The organism is Shewanella sp. SM29, from assembly GCF_025654245.1.
In the GTDB taxonomy this organism is placed as follows: domain Bacteria; phylum Pseudomonadota; class Gammaproteobacteria; order Enterobacterales; family Shewanellaceae; genus Shewanella; species Shewanella oncorhynchi.
This window is the reverse complement of record NZ_JAKKRN010000010.1, coordinates 46,194-62,067: the sequence shown is the minus strand read 5'-3', so window position 1 is coordinate 62,067 and position 15,874 is coordinate 46,194. Positions and strand designations below refer to the sequence as shown.

General features: G+C 46.2%; 11 protein-coding genes and 1 pseudogene. 2 read left to right on the top strand and 10 right to left on the bottom strand.

Annotation, left to right across the window (positions count from 1 at the left end; all coding sequences use genetic code 11):
* Positions 1-2: 2 nt before the first annotated feature.
* The 9 genes and pseudogenes from L5L77_RS08935 to L5L77_RS08895 form a co-directional block, all read right to left on the bottom strand.
* Entirely contained in the window at positions 3-635 is a 633-nt protein-coding gene (locus tag L5L77_RS08935) for an NADH:ubiquinone reductase (Na(+)-transporting) subunit D (RefSeq protein WP_006080467.1), read from the bottom strand.
* Positions 635-1,423, bottom strand: coding sequence for a Na(+)-translocating NADH-quinone reductase subunit C (locus L5L77_RS08930; protein WP_028761566.1), 789 nt, complete (start codon positions 1,421-1,423; stop codon positions 635-637). The genes L5L77_RS08935 and L5L77_RS08930 overlap by 1 nt, the downstream gene beginning before the upstream one ends.
* Complete coding sequence (locus L5L77_RS08925) at positions 1,416-2,615, bottom strand: NADH:ubiquinone reductase (Na(+)-transporting) subunit B (protein ID WP_105250021.1); 1,200 nt, start codon at positions 2,613-2,615, stop codon at positions 1,416-1,418. The genes L5L77_RS08930 and L5L77_RS08925 overlap by 8 nt, the downstream gene beginning before the upstream one ends.
* Positions 2,615-3,949 (bottom strand): Na(+)-translocating NADH-quinone reductase subunit A, encoded by a 1,335-nt coding sequence (locus L5L77_RS08920; RefSeq protein ID WP_028761568.1) that lies wholly within the window; start codon positions 3,947-3,949, stop codon positions 2,615-2,617. The genes L5L77_RS08925 and L5L77_RS08920 overlap by 1 nt, the downstream gene beginning before the upstream one ends.
* A gap of 401 nt (positions 3,950-4,350) precedes the next feature.
* A complete protein-coding gene (locus L5L77_RS08915) occupies positions 4,351-6,405 on the bottom strand; it encodes a TonB-dependent receptor domain-containing protein (protein WP_263185492.1) in 2,055 nt (684 codons plus the stop codon).
* Positions 6,406-6,569: 164 nt separating this feature from the next.
* Positions 6,570-7,079, bottom strand: a complete 510-nt coding sequence (luxS, locus tag L5L77_RS08910; protein WP_028761570.1) for an S-ribosylhomocysteine lyase — start codon at positions 7,077-7,079, stop codon at positions 6,570-6,572.
* A 167-nt stretch (positions 7,080-7,246) separates the two neighbouring features.
* Positions 7,247-8,364 (bottom strand): annotated as a pseudogene (locus L5L77_RS08905) (TRAP transporter substrate-binding protein).
* A gap of 253 nt (positions 8,365-8,617) precedes the next feature.
* The gene (locus tag L5L77_RS08900; protein WP_173246445.1) at positions 8,618-8,938 is read right to left on the bottom strand and encodes a BolA family protein; all 321 of its coding nucleotides are present in this window, start codon (positions 8,936-8,938) and stop codon (positions 8,618-8,620) included.
* 152 nt (positions 8,939-9,090) lie between these two features.
* Positions 9,091-9,705 carry an alpha-ketoglutarate-dependent dioxygenase AlkB family protein gene (locus tag L5L77_RS08895; protein ID WP_263185491.1) on the bottom strand — a complete coding sequence of 205 codons (615 nt, stop codon included), beginning with the start codon at positions 9,703-9,705 and terminating at the stop codon, positions 9,091-9,093.
* A gap of 83 nt (positions 9,706-9,788) precedes the next feature.
* Between L5L77_RS08895 and L5L77_RS08890 the strand changes: the two genes are divergently transcribed.
* Both L5L77_RS08890 and L5L77_RS08885 read left to right on the top strand, forming a co-directional pair.
* A complete protein-coding gene (locus tag L5L77_RS08890; RefSeq protein ID WP_263185536.1) occupies positions 9,789-10,925 on the top strand; it encodes a methyltransferase in 1,137 nt (378 codons plus the stop codon).
* A 212-nt stretch (positions 10,926-11,137) separates the two neighbouring features.
* Complete coding sequence (locus L5L77_RS08885) at positions 11,138-14,338, top strand: DUF2339 domain-containing protein (protein WP_263222586.1); 3,201 nt, start codon at positions 11,138-11,140, stop codon at positions 14,336-14,338.
* Between the two features lie 120 nt (positions 14,339-14,458).
* Here the strand turns inward: L5L77_RS08885 and L5L77_RS08880 are convergent, their stop codons facing one another.
* Entirely contained in the window at positions 14,459-15,757 is a 1,299-nt protein-coding gene (locus L5L77_RS08880; RefSeq protein ID WP_263185488.1) for an O-acetylhomoserine aminocarboxypropyltransferase/cysteine synthase family protein, read from the bottom strand.
* Positions 15,758-15,874 lie beyond the last annotated feature (117 nt).

Sequence of the window (15,874 nt, the reverse complement as noted above, 5' to 3'; positions counted from 1 at the left end):
ACTTACCCTTTTGCTTCAACTTGCTCTGGCTTATAGGTACGAATAATCCAAATCAAAACACCGATCAGGAAGAACGCACTCGGAGGCAGTAGTAGCAGACCGTTTGGTTGGTACCAGCCGCCATCAGAGATCTTGTGCAGGATTTCAACACCGAACAGAGAACCGTTACCAAACAGTTCACGTACGAAGCCAACAGCTAACAGAATCGCACCGTAACCTAAACCGTTACCGATACCATCCATAAAGCTCATCATTGGCGGTGTTTTCATCGCGTAGGCTTCGGCACGACCCATTACGATACAGTTCGTAATAATCAGACCGACGAATACCGACAGCTGCTTAGAGATCTGATAAGCATAAGCCTGCAGCAATTGGTCAACCACGATTACCAAAGAGGCAATAATGGTCATCTGTACGATAATACGCACACTGCTTGGAATATGATTACGGATCATTGAGATAAACAGGTTCGAAAACGCAGTTACCGCAGTTAACGCCAACGCCATTACCAGTGCAGTTTCGAGCTTACTCGTTACCGCTAATGCACTACATACACCAAGTACTTGTAAAGCAATCGGGTTGTTGTTGACTATAGGTCCGGTCAGAACCTGTTTCAGTTCTTTAGCGTCAGACATTAGTTGAGACCTCCATTGCGTGCTTTTTCAATGAAACTCGCAAAACCTTCTTTACCCAACCAGAATGTCAGTGAATGTTGTACACCGTTACTCGTTAAGGTTGCGCCAGATAATGCATCTACACCGTACTCAGTGCTAGCAACAGTTGGGTTTTTCGTTACGCTGATAGCGAGTTTACCTTGCTCATCAAATAACTTTTTGCCATGCCATTTCGCTTTCCACTGAGCATTTTGCACTTCGCCACCTAAGCCCGGCGTTTCGCCGTGCTCGTAGTAGACTAAACTTTGCACTGTGTTTAGGTCAGCATCCATAGCAAGGAAGGCATACATAGTAGACCATAGGCCATAACCATGGATTGGCAGAATGACACTGGTTAATTTACCTTGGCCGTCACGAACAAGATAAACTACAGCCTTATCAGCAACACGTTTCACTGAAGCGATGTCATTCTCAGGTACAAATGAGGTTTTCACATCACGAGACGCTTTACGTTGATCATAAGTGTCAGCATCAACACCCTCAACCCAAGCACCCGTTTTCAAATCGACCAGTTTAGCTTCGATGTGTTTGCCGTATGTATCCAGAATTTGCGCTTTGGTCACTTTGCCAGCTTTAGTATCGATAAGACCAGCGGCTTCCAGAATGTACTTTTGCTTATCAAGCAGTTTATTTTCTGCTTGAGTCGGTCTCAGTAACACTGCTGCAGTAGACACAAATATCGCACAAATTAGACACAGGCCAACGACGATAAATAAGGTTCTGCCGAACGAATCTTTATTACTAGCCACGGGCAATCCTCCGCTTGATATTTGCCTGAACCACGAAGTGGTCGAACAATGGCGCGAACAAGTTAGCAAACAAAATTGCCAACATCATGCCTTCAGGGAATGCAGGGTTAATCACGCGGATAAACACAGCCATTGCACCGATCAAGATACCGTATGCCCATTTAGCTTGGTTAGTAAATGACGCTGACACTGGGTCTGTCGCCATAAACATCATGCCAAACGCAAAACCACCTAACACTAAGTGCCAGTACCAAGGCATTGCAAACATTGGATTAGTGTCACTACCGACAACGTTAAGCAGCGTAGAAATGGCAATCATGCCCACCATTACACCGCCAACGATACGCCATGAAGCGATACGCGTGTAGATGATGACCAAACCACCTAACAGAATCGCTAATGTAGACACTTCACCCACTGAACCTGGAATGAAACCGAAGAACGCATCCCACCAGTTTTGGTTAATTGCGTAATCTAAAGTGCCAGACGCCGCTTGGCTCAGTGCAGTTGCACCTGAGTAACCGTCAGCCACAACCCATGAGGTATCACCTGACATATTCAACGGATAAGCGAAGAACAAGAAGGCACGACCCGCTAGTGCTGGGTTTAAGAAGTTACGCCCTGTACCACCGAACACTTCTTTCGCCACGACCACACCGAAGGTGATACCCAGCGCCACCATCCATAATGGGATAGTTGCTGGCAGCGTTAAAGCAAACAGGATAGAGGTAACGAAGAAACCTTCGTTGACTTCATGACCACGGATAGAGGCGAACAGCACTTCCCAGATACCACCGACGGCAAAGGTCACCGCGTAGATAGGTAGGAAGAAACAGGCGCCATACCACATCAGCGCAGGCCAGCCAGAGTTTGCCGTCAGTTCGGTACCGAACATGCTGAACAAGCTCACTTGCCATACGTCAGGGGTAGCAAAACCAGCCACTAAAGCTAATTGAGCTTGTAAACCTACGTTATACATACCCACGAACATCGCGGGGAAAGCACAAGCCCAAACCGTAATCATCATACGTTTTAGGTCGAGGTTATCGCGAACGTGGGTTTTGCCCTTGTTCACTTTACCTGGGGTATAAAAAATCGTGTATGCCGCTTCGAATAGGGCATAAAACTTTTCGTATTTACCGCCTTTTTCAAAGTCGGGTTCAATACGTTCGAAAAAATCTTTCAAGCTCATTAGCCTTCCCTCTCGATCGTATCTAGACAGTCACGCAGATATGAACCGTAGTCATACTTGCCTGGACATACGAACGTACACAGTGCGAGATCTTCTTCATCTAACTCTAACGCGCCTAAAGTAGCAGCACCGTCAAAGTCACCTGAAATCAAGTCACGCAACAACATAGTAGGAAGAATGTCCAATGGCATTACACGCTCATAGTTACCAATTGGCACCATAGCGCGGTCTGAACCACCTGTACTGGTCGTCATGCTGAACAGACGAGAAGGAGCAAGATGTCCTAAGAATGCACGAGTGATAGAATATTTGTCTGAGCCTGGTAATACCCAGCCTAAAAATTCTTTCTCTGTACCTTCTTCTAACAGACTTACTTGAACATGGTAACGACCTAAATACCCTTGTGGGCCAACGGCTGTACGACCATTCAGAACAGAGCCTGAAATCAGACGAACATTGCCATCTAAGGCTTCACCTGCGGTTAATTCAGTCATGCTCGCGCCCACAACAGTGCGTACGAGTCTTGGCTTAGCCGCTTTAGGGCCTGCGATCGCAATAACACGTTCGGTATTGAGTTCACCCGTCGTAAATAGCTGACCAATTGCTATTACATCTTGGTAACCAATATGCCAAACGGTACGTTTTGCAGAGGCAGACAATAAGAAGTGAATGTGAGTACCGACTAATCCTGCAGGGTGCACACCGGCAAATTCTTCAACTTGGGCGTTTGCGGCAGGAATATCAGCGCCAGGCGCTTTACAAAGGTAAACTTTACCGTCAGTAAGTCTTGCTAAGACCTTAAGACCATTAGCAAAATCTTCTTTATGCTCACGGATCACCACAACGGGATCAGCGGCAAGAGGTTGAGTATCTATTGCGGTTACAAAAATACCAGCAGCAGAAGAGTCTACAGCAGGAACTTTGCTAAAAGGACGAGTACGCAAAGCAGTCCATAAACCTGATTCAATCAGATTGTCACGGACTAACTGCGAGTCGAGCGTATCGAGTGCAGTGGCATCATATTTAGCAAAGGCAACGCTGTCGTTTCCTTCCACTTCAATGACAACAGACTGCAGAACACGCTGGGCGCCCCGGTTAATGTCTAATATAGTACCACTGGCTAAAGCCGTATATTTAACGCCTAAATTCTTCTTATCTTCAAAAAGAACTTGGCCTTTTTGTACTTTATCGCCCACTTTGATCTTCATCGTTGGACGTAAGCCAATATACTCTTCACCCAAAGTAGCTACATGTTTAATGGCTGGGCCATTATGGATAACTTGCTCTGGTCCGCCTGCTATAGGCAGTTCCAATCCTTTCTTAATTGTAATCATATCCACAAGCACTACGTTTGAAGGAAAGACAATGCGCCGCGTTCCTGCTAAATACTTAGGTTTTAAACAAAACCTACTGCATTGAGCTAGCGCAGATTTATCACAGAAATGCGATCGCAATCACGCTGGTCGCGCGCATTTTACCCCAATTGACTTGGCATCGCCACGAAAATTATAGGTGATTTCAAACCTAAAATACGGATTGAAAAAAATCATGCGCTACGGCGTTCACCTTCCGACCTAGTGACTGATCAGAAAGAGAGAATATTACGGCCACTGGGTACTATAGCATTAATAATTAAAGATTTAATTTAGCAAAAAGTCGAAACGTCCACTAAACGCAGCCGAAATCGATCTTATTTGTTTCAATTGATTTAAATTCAAACAAAATAAAACTCAATTTAAAAGCGCCATTGATAACCTAAATAGCTAATACGTCCATTTTCCGATCGAATTCCGCTATTTGATGCTGTCGTAACTAATGACTCATCTAAGAGATTTTCTATCCGAAAATAAATCTCATGGTGACGGTTAAAATGATAATTCGCCGCTAAATCTACCCGCCATTGTACTGCGATAGGTTGTAATTCAGCACCAAATTGGCCCATTTCCCGCTCGGATTGATAAAAGACATTTGCATTCAATTCATATTCGGCATATTTCATTCCAGCACTAAAATGCAATTGCTGCTCAGGTAACCAAGCCACCCTATCGCCAGCCACGACGCAGCCTTGGATTTCATTGCAGCTATTTGTTTGATACTCGGCATTTGAATACTGATAATTCAAGGCTAAAGGTAACTGCACGCTGCCCAGTTCCCACTGATAGCCAAGATTCAGCTCAACCCCTTTGGTCAGCACATCCACGACATTGCCTTGAACCCATAATCGACTGTCGGCACATTGGGTATACGCATCGCAATTGACATGCAGATTATCAAAATCTTGGACATAGGTTTTGATGTCTGCACTAAAACGCTCGCTGGCATATTGGGCGCTGACTTGATATTGCAGTGACACTTGCGCCTCTTGCTCAATATTACCCGCACTCGCGGCGGTCCATGAGCGTCGAATATCCGTACTAAAGCGCCAATCTCCAGCATGATATAAAACGCCAAGTTGTGGCATCCAATCGCTGTCGGAAAAATCTGCCGCTTCGAGTCCGGCATAAGCTAAATTGACCTTGCGATTGACGCTCACTTGTTCATAGGCAAGCGCGAGCTTTAGCTGCAATCCGTCCCAATTAAACAAAGAATCGATGGCCGAAGTGAATGCCGTCGCATCATCGGTATAAGCCAACAGCGCATTGGGAGCTTCACTCACTACACTCAAGTCCTGCTGCCATAGACTCTGCTGATCGCCAAGGTGCATCTCGGCTTTATCCGTATGATAACGGGCGCTATAGATAATTTGATGGGCACCATACTGATTCACCGATTCAGTTTGTGCCCCAAAGGAGCTGAAATCATTGTCTTGCTGTAAAGAAGCCAGTTCGACGCCATCGACTGTCGGCTGACGTTCAAATGCGGCCAACGCAGCAAGACTCTGGGCATCGAGCATTTGCCCATCAAATTGATTGAGTTGGTTTAATTGCTGCGAATAAGACTGGTAGTAAAAGTCTGTGGTGACCTTATGCCCACCATTGAGTGTAACTTGGTGAGACAGTTGGTACTTATGATGTCGCCCCTGATGTTTATCCGCCGCAGTGGCCGAATACAAACTCATAGGATCTTGTTGCCAATCGGCCTGTGTTAACCCAAGCTGAGAGCGATAACTATCATCATCGAGAAACTGATAGGTAAACTCAGTCACCTGTGGACTTCTGGCGCCGAGTAAACTCGCGGCGTTGATTTTAAATAAGATGTCTGTCGTTTGGTGGTCTGTGTCTTGACCATTGAGCAAGTGATCGGCGCCGCTATTATCTGCATAATTAACCGCGAGTATCATCCCATACTCTTTTTGCTTCACTCCCCAATTCATATCGACACTGTAGTCTGAATCGGTATTGCCCTCGAGAGTCGCCTTACTATTCTCGGTCTGCTCAGCAACAGGTAAGGTTTGATAACTCACCACCCCAAACGCACCTTGCCCACCGACAGCCATATTTGCCATCGGGGTGGCAGTAACACTCTGTTGTTGCAGCAGATTAGGTAAGAGTTGTAATTGCGGTGCAGAATACGGCGCAGGGGAGAAATACACTCTATCTTGTAATACCGCAATACCTTGAGTCGCGCTACGCATGCTGATGCTCGCGGGATTTCCACTAAGATCCGCAGGTAAAACCGTCAAAGCCGTCAATTGACCTAACGCTAAACGATTAGACGTTGAATGAAATGTGTCATTGAGCTTGTTCAATTCAAGCATTTGACTGTGAAGATCATCGGCGAACGTTGTGCTAGAACAGGCAAGAGATACAGAAATTGCACAAAGTGATACAGTGAAGTAACGACTAGGCATACCAAGCTCCCAAAAACTTTGTTAGCGTACGGTGTTTTTGTTATTAACTTGTAAAATAACTGAATTTGAATGAAAAAAAAAGCGACTCTCGTCGCTTTCTCTTATTTACTTCAGGAAACTGAATTTACTAAAGAAGCACTCTCATACTATAAAAGTGCGAACAATTACAGGTTACCTAGAATTTCATCGCTTAATTTTAGATCGTCATTACGATTAACACTTACGCCAGCCGCAATAATATTACGGGCGATATCTTGTGCTTGCTCTAATGAATGCATCTCATACGTACCACATTGGTATTCGTTCAGCTCAGGGATTTCAGACTGCTCAACCACTTTAAGCACATCTTCCATCGCGGCTAACCACGCATCGGCCACTTGGCGCTCTGTGGGTTCACCAATCAAACTCATATAAAAACCGGTACGACATCCCATTGGCGAAATATCAATGATCTCAACATCGCTGCCATTTAAATGGTCACGCATAAAACCCGCGAATAAATGCTCTAGAGTATGAATACCACGCTCACTGAGGATCTCTTTATTCGGTGCGCAAAAACGTAAATCAAATACCGTAATGGCATCGCCCTTTGGCGTGCTCATATGCTTAGCGATACGAACCGCAGGGGCATTCATCCGAGTATGGTCGACGGTAAAGCTATCAAGTAATGGCATAGGGATCTCCAAATTCTCAGGGCGACATCAACGCCACTGTAACTGTCTATTTATGGCTTGCAAGCATAACACCAAATGAATTACGCCGATAACAAGATAATCTAAGATGAAATCATCTCATATAAATCAGATGCTAATGTGACAGTTTGCAGTAAAGAAACCATCATTTAGTGTTGACGCTGTTGACTGTAAGCATCCTCAGATATTTTATGGTACTGGCGCACGCCTTGCTCATACGCGTGATAGGCATCGTACACCTTTCGCATTAAGGGATCTTGATTCGCTTGATCTTCAATCACTTGTTTAGAGATTTTCTCAAGCTCCAACAAGACGTTCGGTGGAAACGCTTTAAGCTCCACACCTTCGTCCTTCACTAACGTTTCAAGGGCGGTCACGTTACGGGTCGTGTATTCATCGAGCATATCTTGGTTAATGGCTCTCGCAGCAACTCTGATTATGGCCTGTAAATCCTCAGGTAAACTCTCAAAGGCAGCGGTATTAATCAAGAATTCCATATTTGAACCTGGCTCATGCCAACCAGGGTAATAGTAGTACTTAGCCACTTTATGTAAACCGAAGGCAAGATCATTCACTGGCCCTACCCACTCTGCGGCATCAATCGCCCCCGTTTGCAATGCACCATAAAGTTCACGCCCGCCATATTTACAGGTACAGCACCAACGCGTTTCAACACTTCACCACCTAAGCCCGGCATGCGGACCTTCAATCCCTTAAAATCAGCAATGGTATTGATGGGTTTATTAAACCAGCCGCCCATCTGCATCCCAGTATTGCCTCCCGCGAGTGGAATAATACCAAAGGGTTGATACACTTCAGTCCACAGCTCCATACCACCGCCATAGTGAAGCCAGCCATTTATTTCCTGCGCGGTCATACCAAAGGGGATCGATGAAAAAAACTGCGCTGCGGGTGCTTTTCCTCTCCAGTAGAAAGAAGCGGAGTGGGCCATTTGAATTTTACCCTGACTCACACCATCAAATACGGCAAAAGCGGGCATCAACTCACCCGCACCATAAACGCTAATCTTTAACCGACCGTTAGACATTTCATCGACTAAATGCGCAAAACGCTCAGGAGCCATGCCTAAACCGGGGAAGTTTTTCGGCCAAGAGGTCGCAAGACGCCATTCAATAGCAGGTAAAGCGTGGGGAACATCAGTTGCGGCATGGGAGGCAGCTACGCTTTGCGCATCACTGGAGACGGGGTTACAACCGCTCAGTCCCATCAGCAGCACTGAGATAAACAAACTCCCTAACTTACGCATTTTTAATAGTCTCCCTGATGTCAAACGAGCGCATGGATCCAACTGACATGGAAATCCACTCAGGATGGGTATCGACAATCACACCACCCAACCTCTTAAAATAAAACATATTGTTAACACAGAAACTAAGGTAGGGAAACTAGAAACTAAGGTCGGCAAACTCAAAAATAGTCTTAAGTTGGCCTAAAACAAAAAGCCACTCGATGAGGAGTGGCCTTGAAATCTAAGCTAAACAGTATTACTGAGCGATTAATTAACCACGACAATTTGGCGTATTAGGTACTTGTGCATTCGCATCCCACTCATTTTGAGTGAAAGTATGAATAGACAAAGCATGCACGCCATTGGCTAACTCATAGGCTAAGTGAGTGTTGACCAATCGATGACGAGCTAATAAACGTAAGCCATCAAACTGCTCGCTCACCAGCACAACTTTAAAGTGGGTTTCTGAATTCGGTGGTACATGGTGACGATTACTTTCGTTAATCACTTCTAAATGGGTCGGCGAGAAGCATTCGGTTAATTTCTGCGAAATAGTGTTAGCCACAGTGCCCTGCACATGAGTATTGGACATATTCGAGTCTCAGAATGGGAAAATCCAGTTGCCGCAGAGTACTGCTTCAAATTGAAAAGATCAAATTCACGCTTTCAATTTGTTGATGCCCCACCACTTTATATCCAGTCATATTTCGCAGTGCTTCACCATAGGCAGTTAGCGGGAGGCAATTAACCATGGAAATTAACGATGAGTTGTCTAAAGGTATAGTTCCAACGCGGCTCTTTTACTTTCAAACGTTTAGGTAAACTGTGTAACCAGTCACTTTGCATAGGCCAGTGCATGATCAGTAGATCGCCACTGTGCAAACTGATGCTGTACTTGGTTTGACTGTGCTTATGCTTAAGCACAAAATCCCGCGTGGCGCCTAAGGTAATAGAAGCAATATGACTCCCTTGAGCTATTTCAGGTTCATCATCACTGTGGGCGCCCATACAATCTTTACCATCGGCGTAGCGATTCACTAATACCCCATTGCTCTCCAAACCATAATCCCGCGCTAACTTATCCCTCAACTTGTGAGCATATTTAGGCCAAGGTAAGGCGCGGATAAACAGTCCTGAATATAAATAGTCGCAGCCCAAATCGCCAAACCACACTTGCTGGCGAGGAATCGCGTGAAACTGACCAAAGACTTGGATTTCAGGGCGACTTAAGGGATAGGTCAGCGCTTCTTTCATTAGCGCCGCTTGCTGCTCAGCATTAAGATAACCCCGCACTAAGGTGATAGGCGGTTTAATTTGAGCATCACCCTCTGTATCAAACCCTAACTTACCTTGCTGCATTGACGTCCTCCATGCGAGCCGTCGCACTCAACCATGAAATCTGCGATAATCTGCGCCTTAAATTTATTGGCGCAGTGTGGCACATGACAACACAATTTTCAGTAGCGGGTGTTGAACTCGAACTCTTACGGTATCCGGCTCAGCAGGAATCTAATCTTCAAGCTTGGGATGCCGCCGATGAACACTTACTCAAAAGCCTTATTGAATCAGAGCAAGCCGCCGTGCCAACCGCCATTATCAACGACAGTTTCGGCGCCTTAAGCTGCGGTTTATCTAAATTGAATCCAAGTTGGCCACTGTGTGTTGAAACCGATGCCAGAACCAGCTTTTTAGGCACAGAACAAAACCATGGCCGCAATCAGTTGCCAATGGATAATCTGCAATGGTTTACAAGCCGCGATACCTTGCCAGAAAACTTAGCCTTAGTATTGATGAAGTTGCCTAAGAACTTAAGCTACTTTGCCCACCAGCTAACGCGCTTGTCGCAAGTGTTACCCGCAGGCACTCGTGTATTAGTGGCCGCCAAATCCAAATCGATTAATGGCGCCTTACTCGACATCTTTGCTAAGCATTTAGGCCCCGCAAGCGCTAGCTTAGCGTGGAAAAACACCCGAGTGATCACCTGTGTCAGTGATGGCAAACCAAGACCATTAGCCAAAGAAGTGACTTGGGCCGTACCCGAATATCAACTTGAGATCAGCAATTTAAGTAATGTGTTTGCCGCCAACAAACTCGATATTGGCGCACGCATCATGCTAGAGAATCTGCCCAAAGGGGATTTTAAGTCGATTGTTGATCTCGGCTGTGGCAATGGCGTGCTGGGGTTACGCACCGCCCAGTTATTCCCAGAGGCTGACATTCACTTTATCGACGATTCTGAAATGGCGGTCGCATCAGCCAAGGCAAACTGGGCACGCAACCAATTGCCTGCAGATAAAGGCCACTTCTATTGGGACGATTGCATGACGCATCTGCCAGAAGAAGTGCAACCGGATCTGGTGCTGTGTAATCCGCCCTTCCATCAAGGTGAAGCCATTACCGATCATATCGCGTGGCAGATGTTTTTAGATGCCCGCCGCCGCTTAAAAGAGGGGGGGATCTTACATATCGTCGGTAACCGTCATCTGGCTTACCATGTAAAATTACAGCGCTTATTTAAGAACTGCACCACAGTCGCCTCCAACGGTAAATTTGTGATCCTGCAGGCACAGAAAAAATAACCTCATCGAAATTGACACGTTAAATGAGAGCCAGCAATGTTTGGCTCTTTTTTATACAGGGATCTTTTTATGCTGAGCAATGACATGTTGGAAAAGTAGCAGTCGGAGATTTCCTAAAAATCAACAACAACTAGCCGAAAAATACACATACAAGTACACTTCTTGCCGACAAAGGTTTATGAGTTAAGCACTTAAACACTTAGGAATGAGATATGCCGTTAAAGGATGACGTTGCCCAACTAAAAGCTGAGCTGGCACAGTTACAATCGCTGCATTTATCGCAGCAATCTTCGCTCGGTCGTCAATTAGCAGAATTCTCCACTAAGCTCGAGACCTTAAGTCAGCAAATTGCGGCTGAAGACGCCGCTGAAACCACTCTGAATATGGCAGCGAGTGCTTCATCGATTGCATCTGTGCTCACCGCCGCCGATAACGCGCCTACATTAACCTATGCGGCACAAATATCAACCCTTGAGTCCACTCCCGTAGAGCCAGCCCCAGCAGAACCCAACCCATGGCAGCAAGGCCCTATACCAACAGAATCTTGGCAAGAAGACCCTTGGCAAAGAAAAACGAAAAATACCCCGACGGAACAAGCCACTAAAACCGAACACCTTTCTCAAGCGCAAAATCAACAGCTGAGTGATGAAGTCAAATTGCAGGCAAGCGTGCAAGCGGCGAGTCAATTTGATGAGTTGTTATCCCAAGGACTCGCGGCCGTCATGGCACCCTTTGCGGCAGTCAACGAGCAAGTCAAATCTTTCTACCATCATTATCAGGCTAAGGGATTAGGACCTGTCTTTTTAATGACTGTCGCAGGGATCATCACCCTGACCTTAGGCTTTGGTTATTTACTGCAATATTCAATCAACCATTGGTTTTCAGAACTTGGCAAAGCGCTACTCGGGTTTGCCAGCGCGAACGCTATCATAGCCGGCGGGATTTTTATTCGCCAAAAACGCGCGGGCATGGCGGATTTTGGCTCAGGTATTGTCGGACTCGGACTCATACTTAATTATCTCTGCGCGTACTTTATTGGGCCGTATTTTGAGTTAATACCCAATAGCGCGAGTTTTATCTTACTGTTATTGATCACTTTGGCGGGTTATGGCCTGTCGATGCGCTTAGATGCCAAAGTGATCGCCGTGATCGCCTTAGTCGGTGGCTCAACCGCGCCTATGATGCTGTTATCCCAAAGCTATGCGCCGCTATTGTATCTGCCTTATTTACTGCTTATTGGTGCAGGCGCCCTTGCCCAGAGTCGCAAACTTAAGTGGCCGCTGCTACTGGAAATCACCGCCCTGTTGCACATAGGCTGCATCGAAACTTTTAGCCATTTCATTGAATTGCCACTCAGCGACGTTGGCGGCGTCAGTCTGCTCGCGCTTATCAGTATTAATGCGTTCTTTTATCTCTACGGCATCACAGGCCTACTATTTACCAAACCGTTTACCCATCAGGATGAAAAACATAATGCACTGAGCCATCGCATACTCCCCCTACCGATAGCATTGCTCGCCTTTGTGTTATTAGAGTTGACACAATTTACTGAGTTCGCAGGGGAAATCTTTGCGGCGAACGCACTGATTTGCGCAGCCCTCTATTGGAAGCGCACAGGCAATCTAGAAAAAACCCGCAGCGGCTTATTGTTAGTCTTTGCAGGGAGTTTTGCGGGATTTGCCGCACTGTATTTACTCAGCCACGATTTCCTCGGATTAGTCTTACTGCTCGAAGCCTTATTACTGTTGTGGATTGGCACCAAAGAAGAACTGATATCCGTTCGCGCCGAAGCCTATGTATTGCTGCTGATGGGATTAGGGCTCAATGCGTCTAGTGTACTGACGGGCATGAGCCTTTTAGAATCAAGCTTTATCGATGGGGCGCCAATTTCTCCCTTGTCAGCTTTTGGCTTTCCACTGTTAGCACTGGCCTTAAGTTGCGCCGCCTTAGTCTTAGTGATTCGGCTATTAACACTCCATCATACGTTACTTTCGACCCTAGAAAGTCAGCTAAACAGAGTGTTAAAAGAGCTATTAAGCGGTTTTTATGTAGGGACAATTATCCTCGCGGCTTATCTTCTGAGCAGCGATTACTACCTCGCCATCTTGCCACTGGTCAGCCTATTACTGCTGTATTTAAGCGCAAAGGACAGACTCGTTCTCAGCGAGTTTGCTGCTTGGCTCTTACTATTGCCGCTGCTGTTTAAGGTTGTTGAAGGCATAACGCTCACAGGCAGTTTTAGCTTTAGTGCCCAGCCGCTTATAGCAAAACTGGCACGGTTTGAGTTATTTATCGCCCTACTCTTGGCCCATTATTGGTATCGTCGCCACTATAAAGATGCCTTATTTGCCAAAGCCGCTTATACGATGCAAATCTTCTGCTATTTGCTGCTGCCGCTTATTCTGCTGCCCAAAGTCATCCGCAACCATTGGGAATATACCGCTATTGCACTCTGGCTGAGCACCTTTATGAGCCTAGGTTTAGCCTACTTTGTTAAACATAAGAGTTTGAACATAGAAGCCAAAATCCTCACTTGGCTAGCGGTTCTGATGACAGCCTCGCAATGCCTTATTCACGCTTGGCAAGGACTCGCGGCGCTAGCCGTTGGCGCCCTGTTTATGGGCTTCACCCTGCTCCGCTACCGCCAGTTACCCGAGACATGGCGCCCCTTGCTGCAACTACAATGGCAATTGAGCCCTTATTACTTTGCACTGGTATTGGCCGTGATCGTTTATGGTTTTAATCATTCTGAGCTAGTAGGAATAGCCATGACAGCATTAGCCTTAAGTGGTTATTTTGCATTGCTAATCCAAAGAGGTGTAAGCCAAGCCTCACATAGCATGAAGTTAACCCTCGCAGCCAAAATCCAGGCCGCAATAAAGGAAAGCTACCATCTCGCCTATGGTCTCACTTTAGGCTTAGCCCTGTTGCCCATCATGTTCCATTTTGAACTAACACTCGGGCTTAATCGTGATAATGCCTCGTTTATGTTAATCGAGTTTTTATCACTGGCACTCCTAGCAAGGCTTATCTTGCAGCACGGTGCAGCAATACGCTTGCATAGACGGATCTTACCTTTACAAGGACTTAAGTGGGGTTGGCATCTGTTACTCGCCTTAAGTTACTTCATGTGGAGTTATAGCTTCGATAACATTATTGCCGCCCCACTCAGCGCGATTTTATTGGTTATCCATGGCAGTGTGTTGATGTTTATCAGCTTAAAACCACAAAATGCCGATATGATCCGCCTCGCCGCAGGGCTATTTACCTTATCGACGCTCAAGGTGCTATTACTGGATATGGCGTCCTTCGAGCTAGTACAAAAGGTGATTGCCTTTATGCTGATCGGAGTCATTTTGCTGACTGTTTCTTACTTCTATCAAAAGGCGAGAAATCGACTGCAGCAAGATTAACATCGTTTTTAAAGCACTAAAAAAGCCGCTATCGAATTGAGTCGATGGCGGCTTTTTACTGTTAATGATTTAATAAAGCGATGAGATATCAGCTATTCGATATGGGCTACTCAATAAGAACTATTTGCTAACCAGTGCCTTATCAAGCGCCTGCGCCACATCGTTAATGATGTCGTCGATATGCTCAATCCCAACCGAGATACGGATAAGATCCTCTGACACACCCGCCCTTGCGAGTTCATCGGCATCGAGCTGTCTGTGCGTAGTGCTCGCAGGGTGACAGGCCAAGGATTTAGCATCCCCAATGTTCACTAAACGCAGGATCATCTGCAGTGCATCGATAAAACGTCCGCCAGCAAGCTTACCTTCTTCTGCTGTGACCGCTTTAATCCCAAAGCTGATGATCCCAGAAGCTTTTCCGCCAGTGATCTTGTGGCAATTATCCTGATAAGGGCTGCTCGGCAAGGCGCCGTAGTTCACCCAACTGACCGCAGGATGCAACACTAAATACTCGGCTAATGCTAGCGCATTCGAGCAATGGCGCTCCATTCTAAGGCTTAAGGTTTCAAGGCCTTGCAACAGTAAAAATGCACTGTGCGGTGACAGTGCGGCGCCAGTATTACGCAGCGGTACTACACGGCAACGACCAATAAATGCAGCAGGACCAAAGGCTTCGGTGTAAACCACGCCGTGGTAGGAAGGATCGGCTTGATTGAGTAAGGCAAATCTTTCCTTATTCGCCACCCAATCGAACTTGCCTGAATCGATAATCACCCCGCCAATCGTTGTTCCATGGCCACCAATGTATTTAGTTAAAGAGTGGATAACGATATCGGCGCCATGCTCAAAGGGGCGACATAACACTGGAGTCGCGACCGTATTATCGACAATTAAAGGCACGCCATGTTTATGGGCAATCTCGGCTAAACGCTGTAAATCGACAATATTGCCGGCTGGATTACCAATCGATTCGCAGAACAAGGCCTTAGTTTTGTCATCGATCAGCTCATCGAGGCCTTCAAAATCATCGAAAGCCGCCATACGCACTTCAACGCCTTGGCGCGGCAGCGTATGGGCAAACAGATTATAGGTGCCGCCATAGAGCTGACTGGTGCTGACAATGTTATCGCCAACTTGAGTCAGGGCTTGGATCGCATAGGTAATCGCCGCCATACCTGATGCCACGGCCAGCGCACCTATGCCGCCTTCAATGGCTGCCAGACGTTGCTCTAGCACGCTAGTCGTAGGATTCATTATCCGTGTATAAATATTACCAGCGACTTTTAAGTCAAATAAATCAGCACCATGCTGGGTATCATCGAAGGTATAAGAGGTCGTTTGATAGATAGGTACTGCGGCCGCCTTCGTGGTCGCTTCTGACTCATAACCGTGGTGTAATGCCAGTGACTCTAATTTCATTTTCCCTTCCTTATCCGTAGCAGCCCAGTATTCAATCGACATTGAGAATTGCACAAGATTTGTGCATGCTCAACAAGCTAACAGATAGACATCTAGAAGTCTAAAACTTTTTAGCCA

Bases quoted from the DNA above. Each gene is read 5' to 3' on its own strand.
- L5L77_RS08935 (WP_006080467.1), bottom strand. From the start codon at position 635: ATGTCTGACGCTAAAGAACTGAAACAGGTTCTGACCGGACCTATAGTC.
- luxS (WP_028761570.1), bottom strand. From the start codon at position 7,079: ATGCCATTACTTGATAGCTTTACCGTCGACCATACTCGGATGAATGCC.
- L5L77_RS08925 (WP_105250021.1), bottom strand. From the start codon at position 2,615: ATGAGCTTGAAAGATTTTTTCGAACGTATTGAACCCGACTTTGAAAAA.
- L5L77_RS08880 (WP_263185488.1), bottom strand. From the start codon at position 15,757: ATGAAATTAGAGTCACTGGCATTACACCACGGTTATGAGTCAGAAGCG.
- L5L77_RS08895 (WP_263185491.1), bottom strand. From the start codon at position 9,705: ATGCAGCAAGGTAAGTTAGGGTTTGATACAGAGGGTGATGCTCAAATT.
- L5L77_RS08900 (WP_173246445.1), bottom strand. From the start codon at position 8,938: ATGTCCAATACTCATGTGCAGGGCACTGTGGCTAACACTATTTCGCAG.
- L5L77_RS08890 (WP_263185536.1), top strand. From the start codon at position 9,789: ATGACAACACAATTTTCAGTAGCGGGTGTTGAACTCGAACTCTTACGG.
- L5L77_RS08885 (WP_263222586.1), top strand. From the start codon at position 11,138: ATGCCGTTAAAGGATGACGTTGCCCAACTAAAAGCTGAGCTGGCACAG.
- L5L77_RS08915 (WP_263185492.1), bottom strand. From the start codon at position 6,405: ATGCCTAGTCGTTACTTCACTGTATCACTTTGTGCAATTTCTGTATCT.
- L5L77_RS08920 (WP_028761568.1), bottom strand. From the start codon at position 3,949: ATGATTACAATTAAGAAAGGATTGGAACTGCCTATAGCAGGCGGACCA.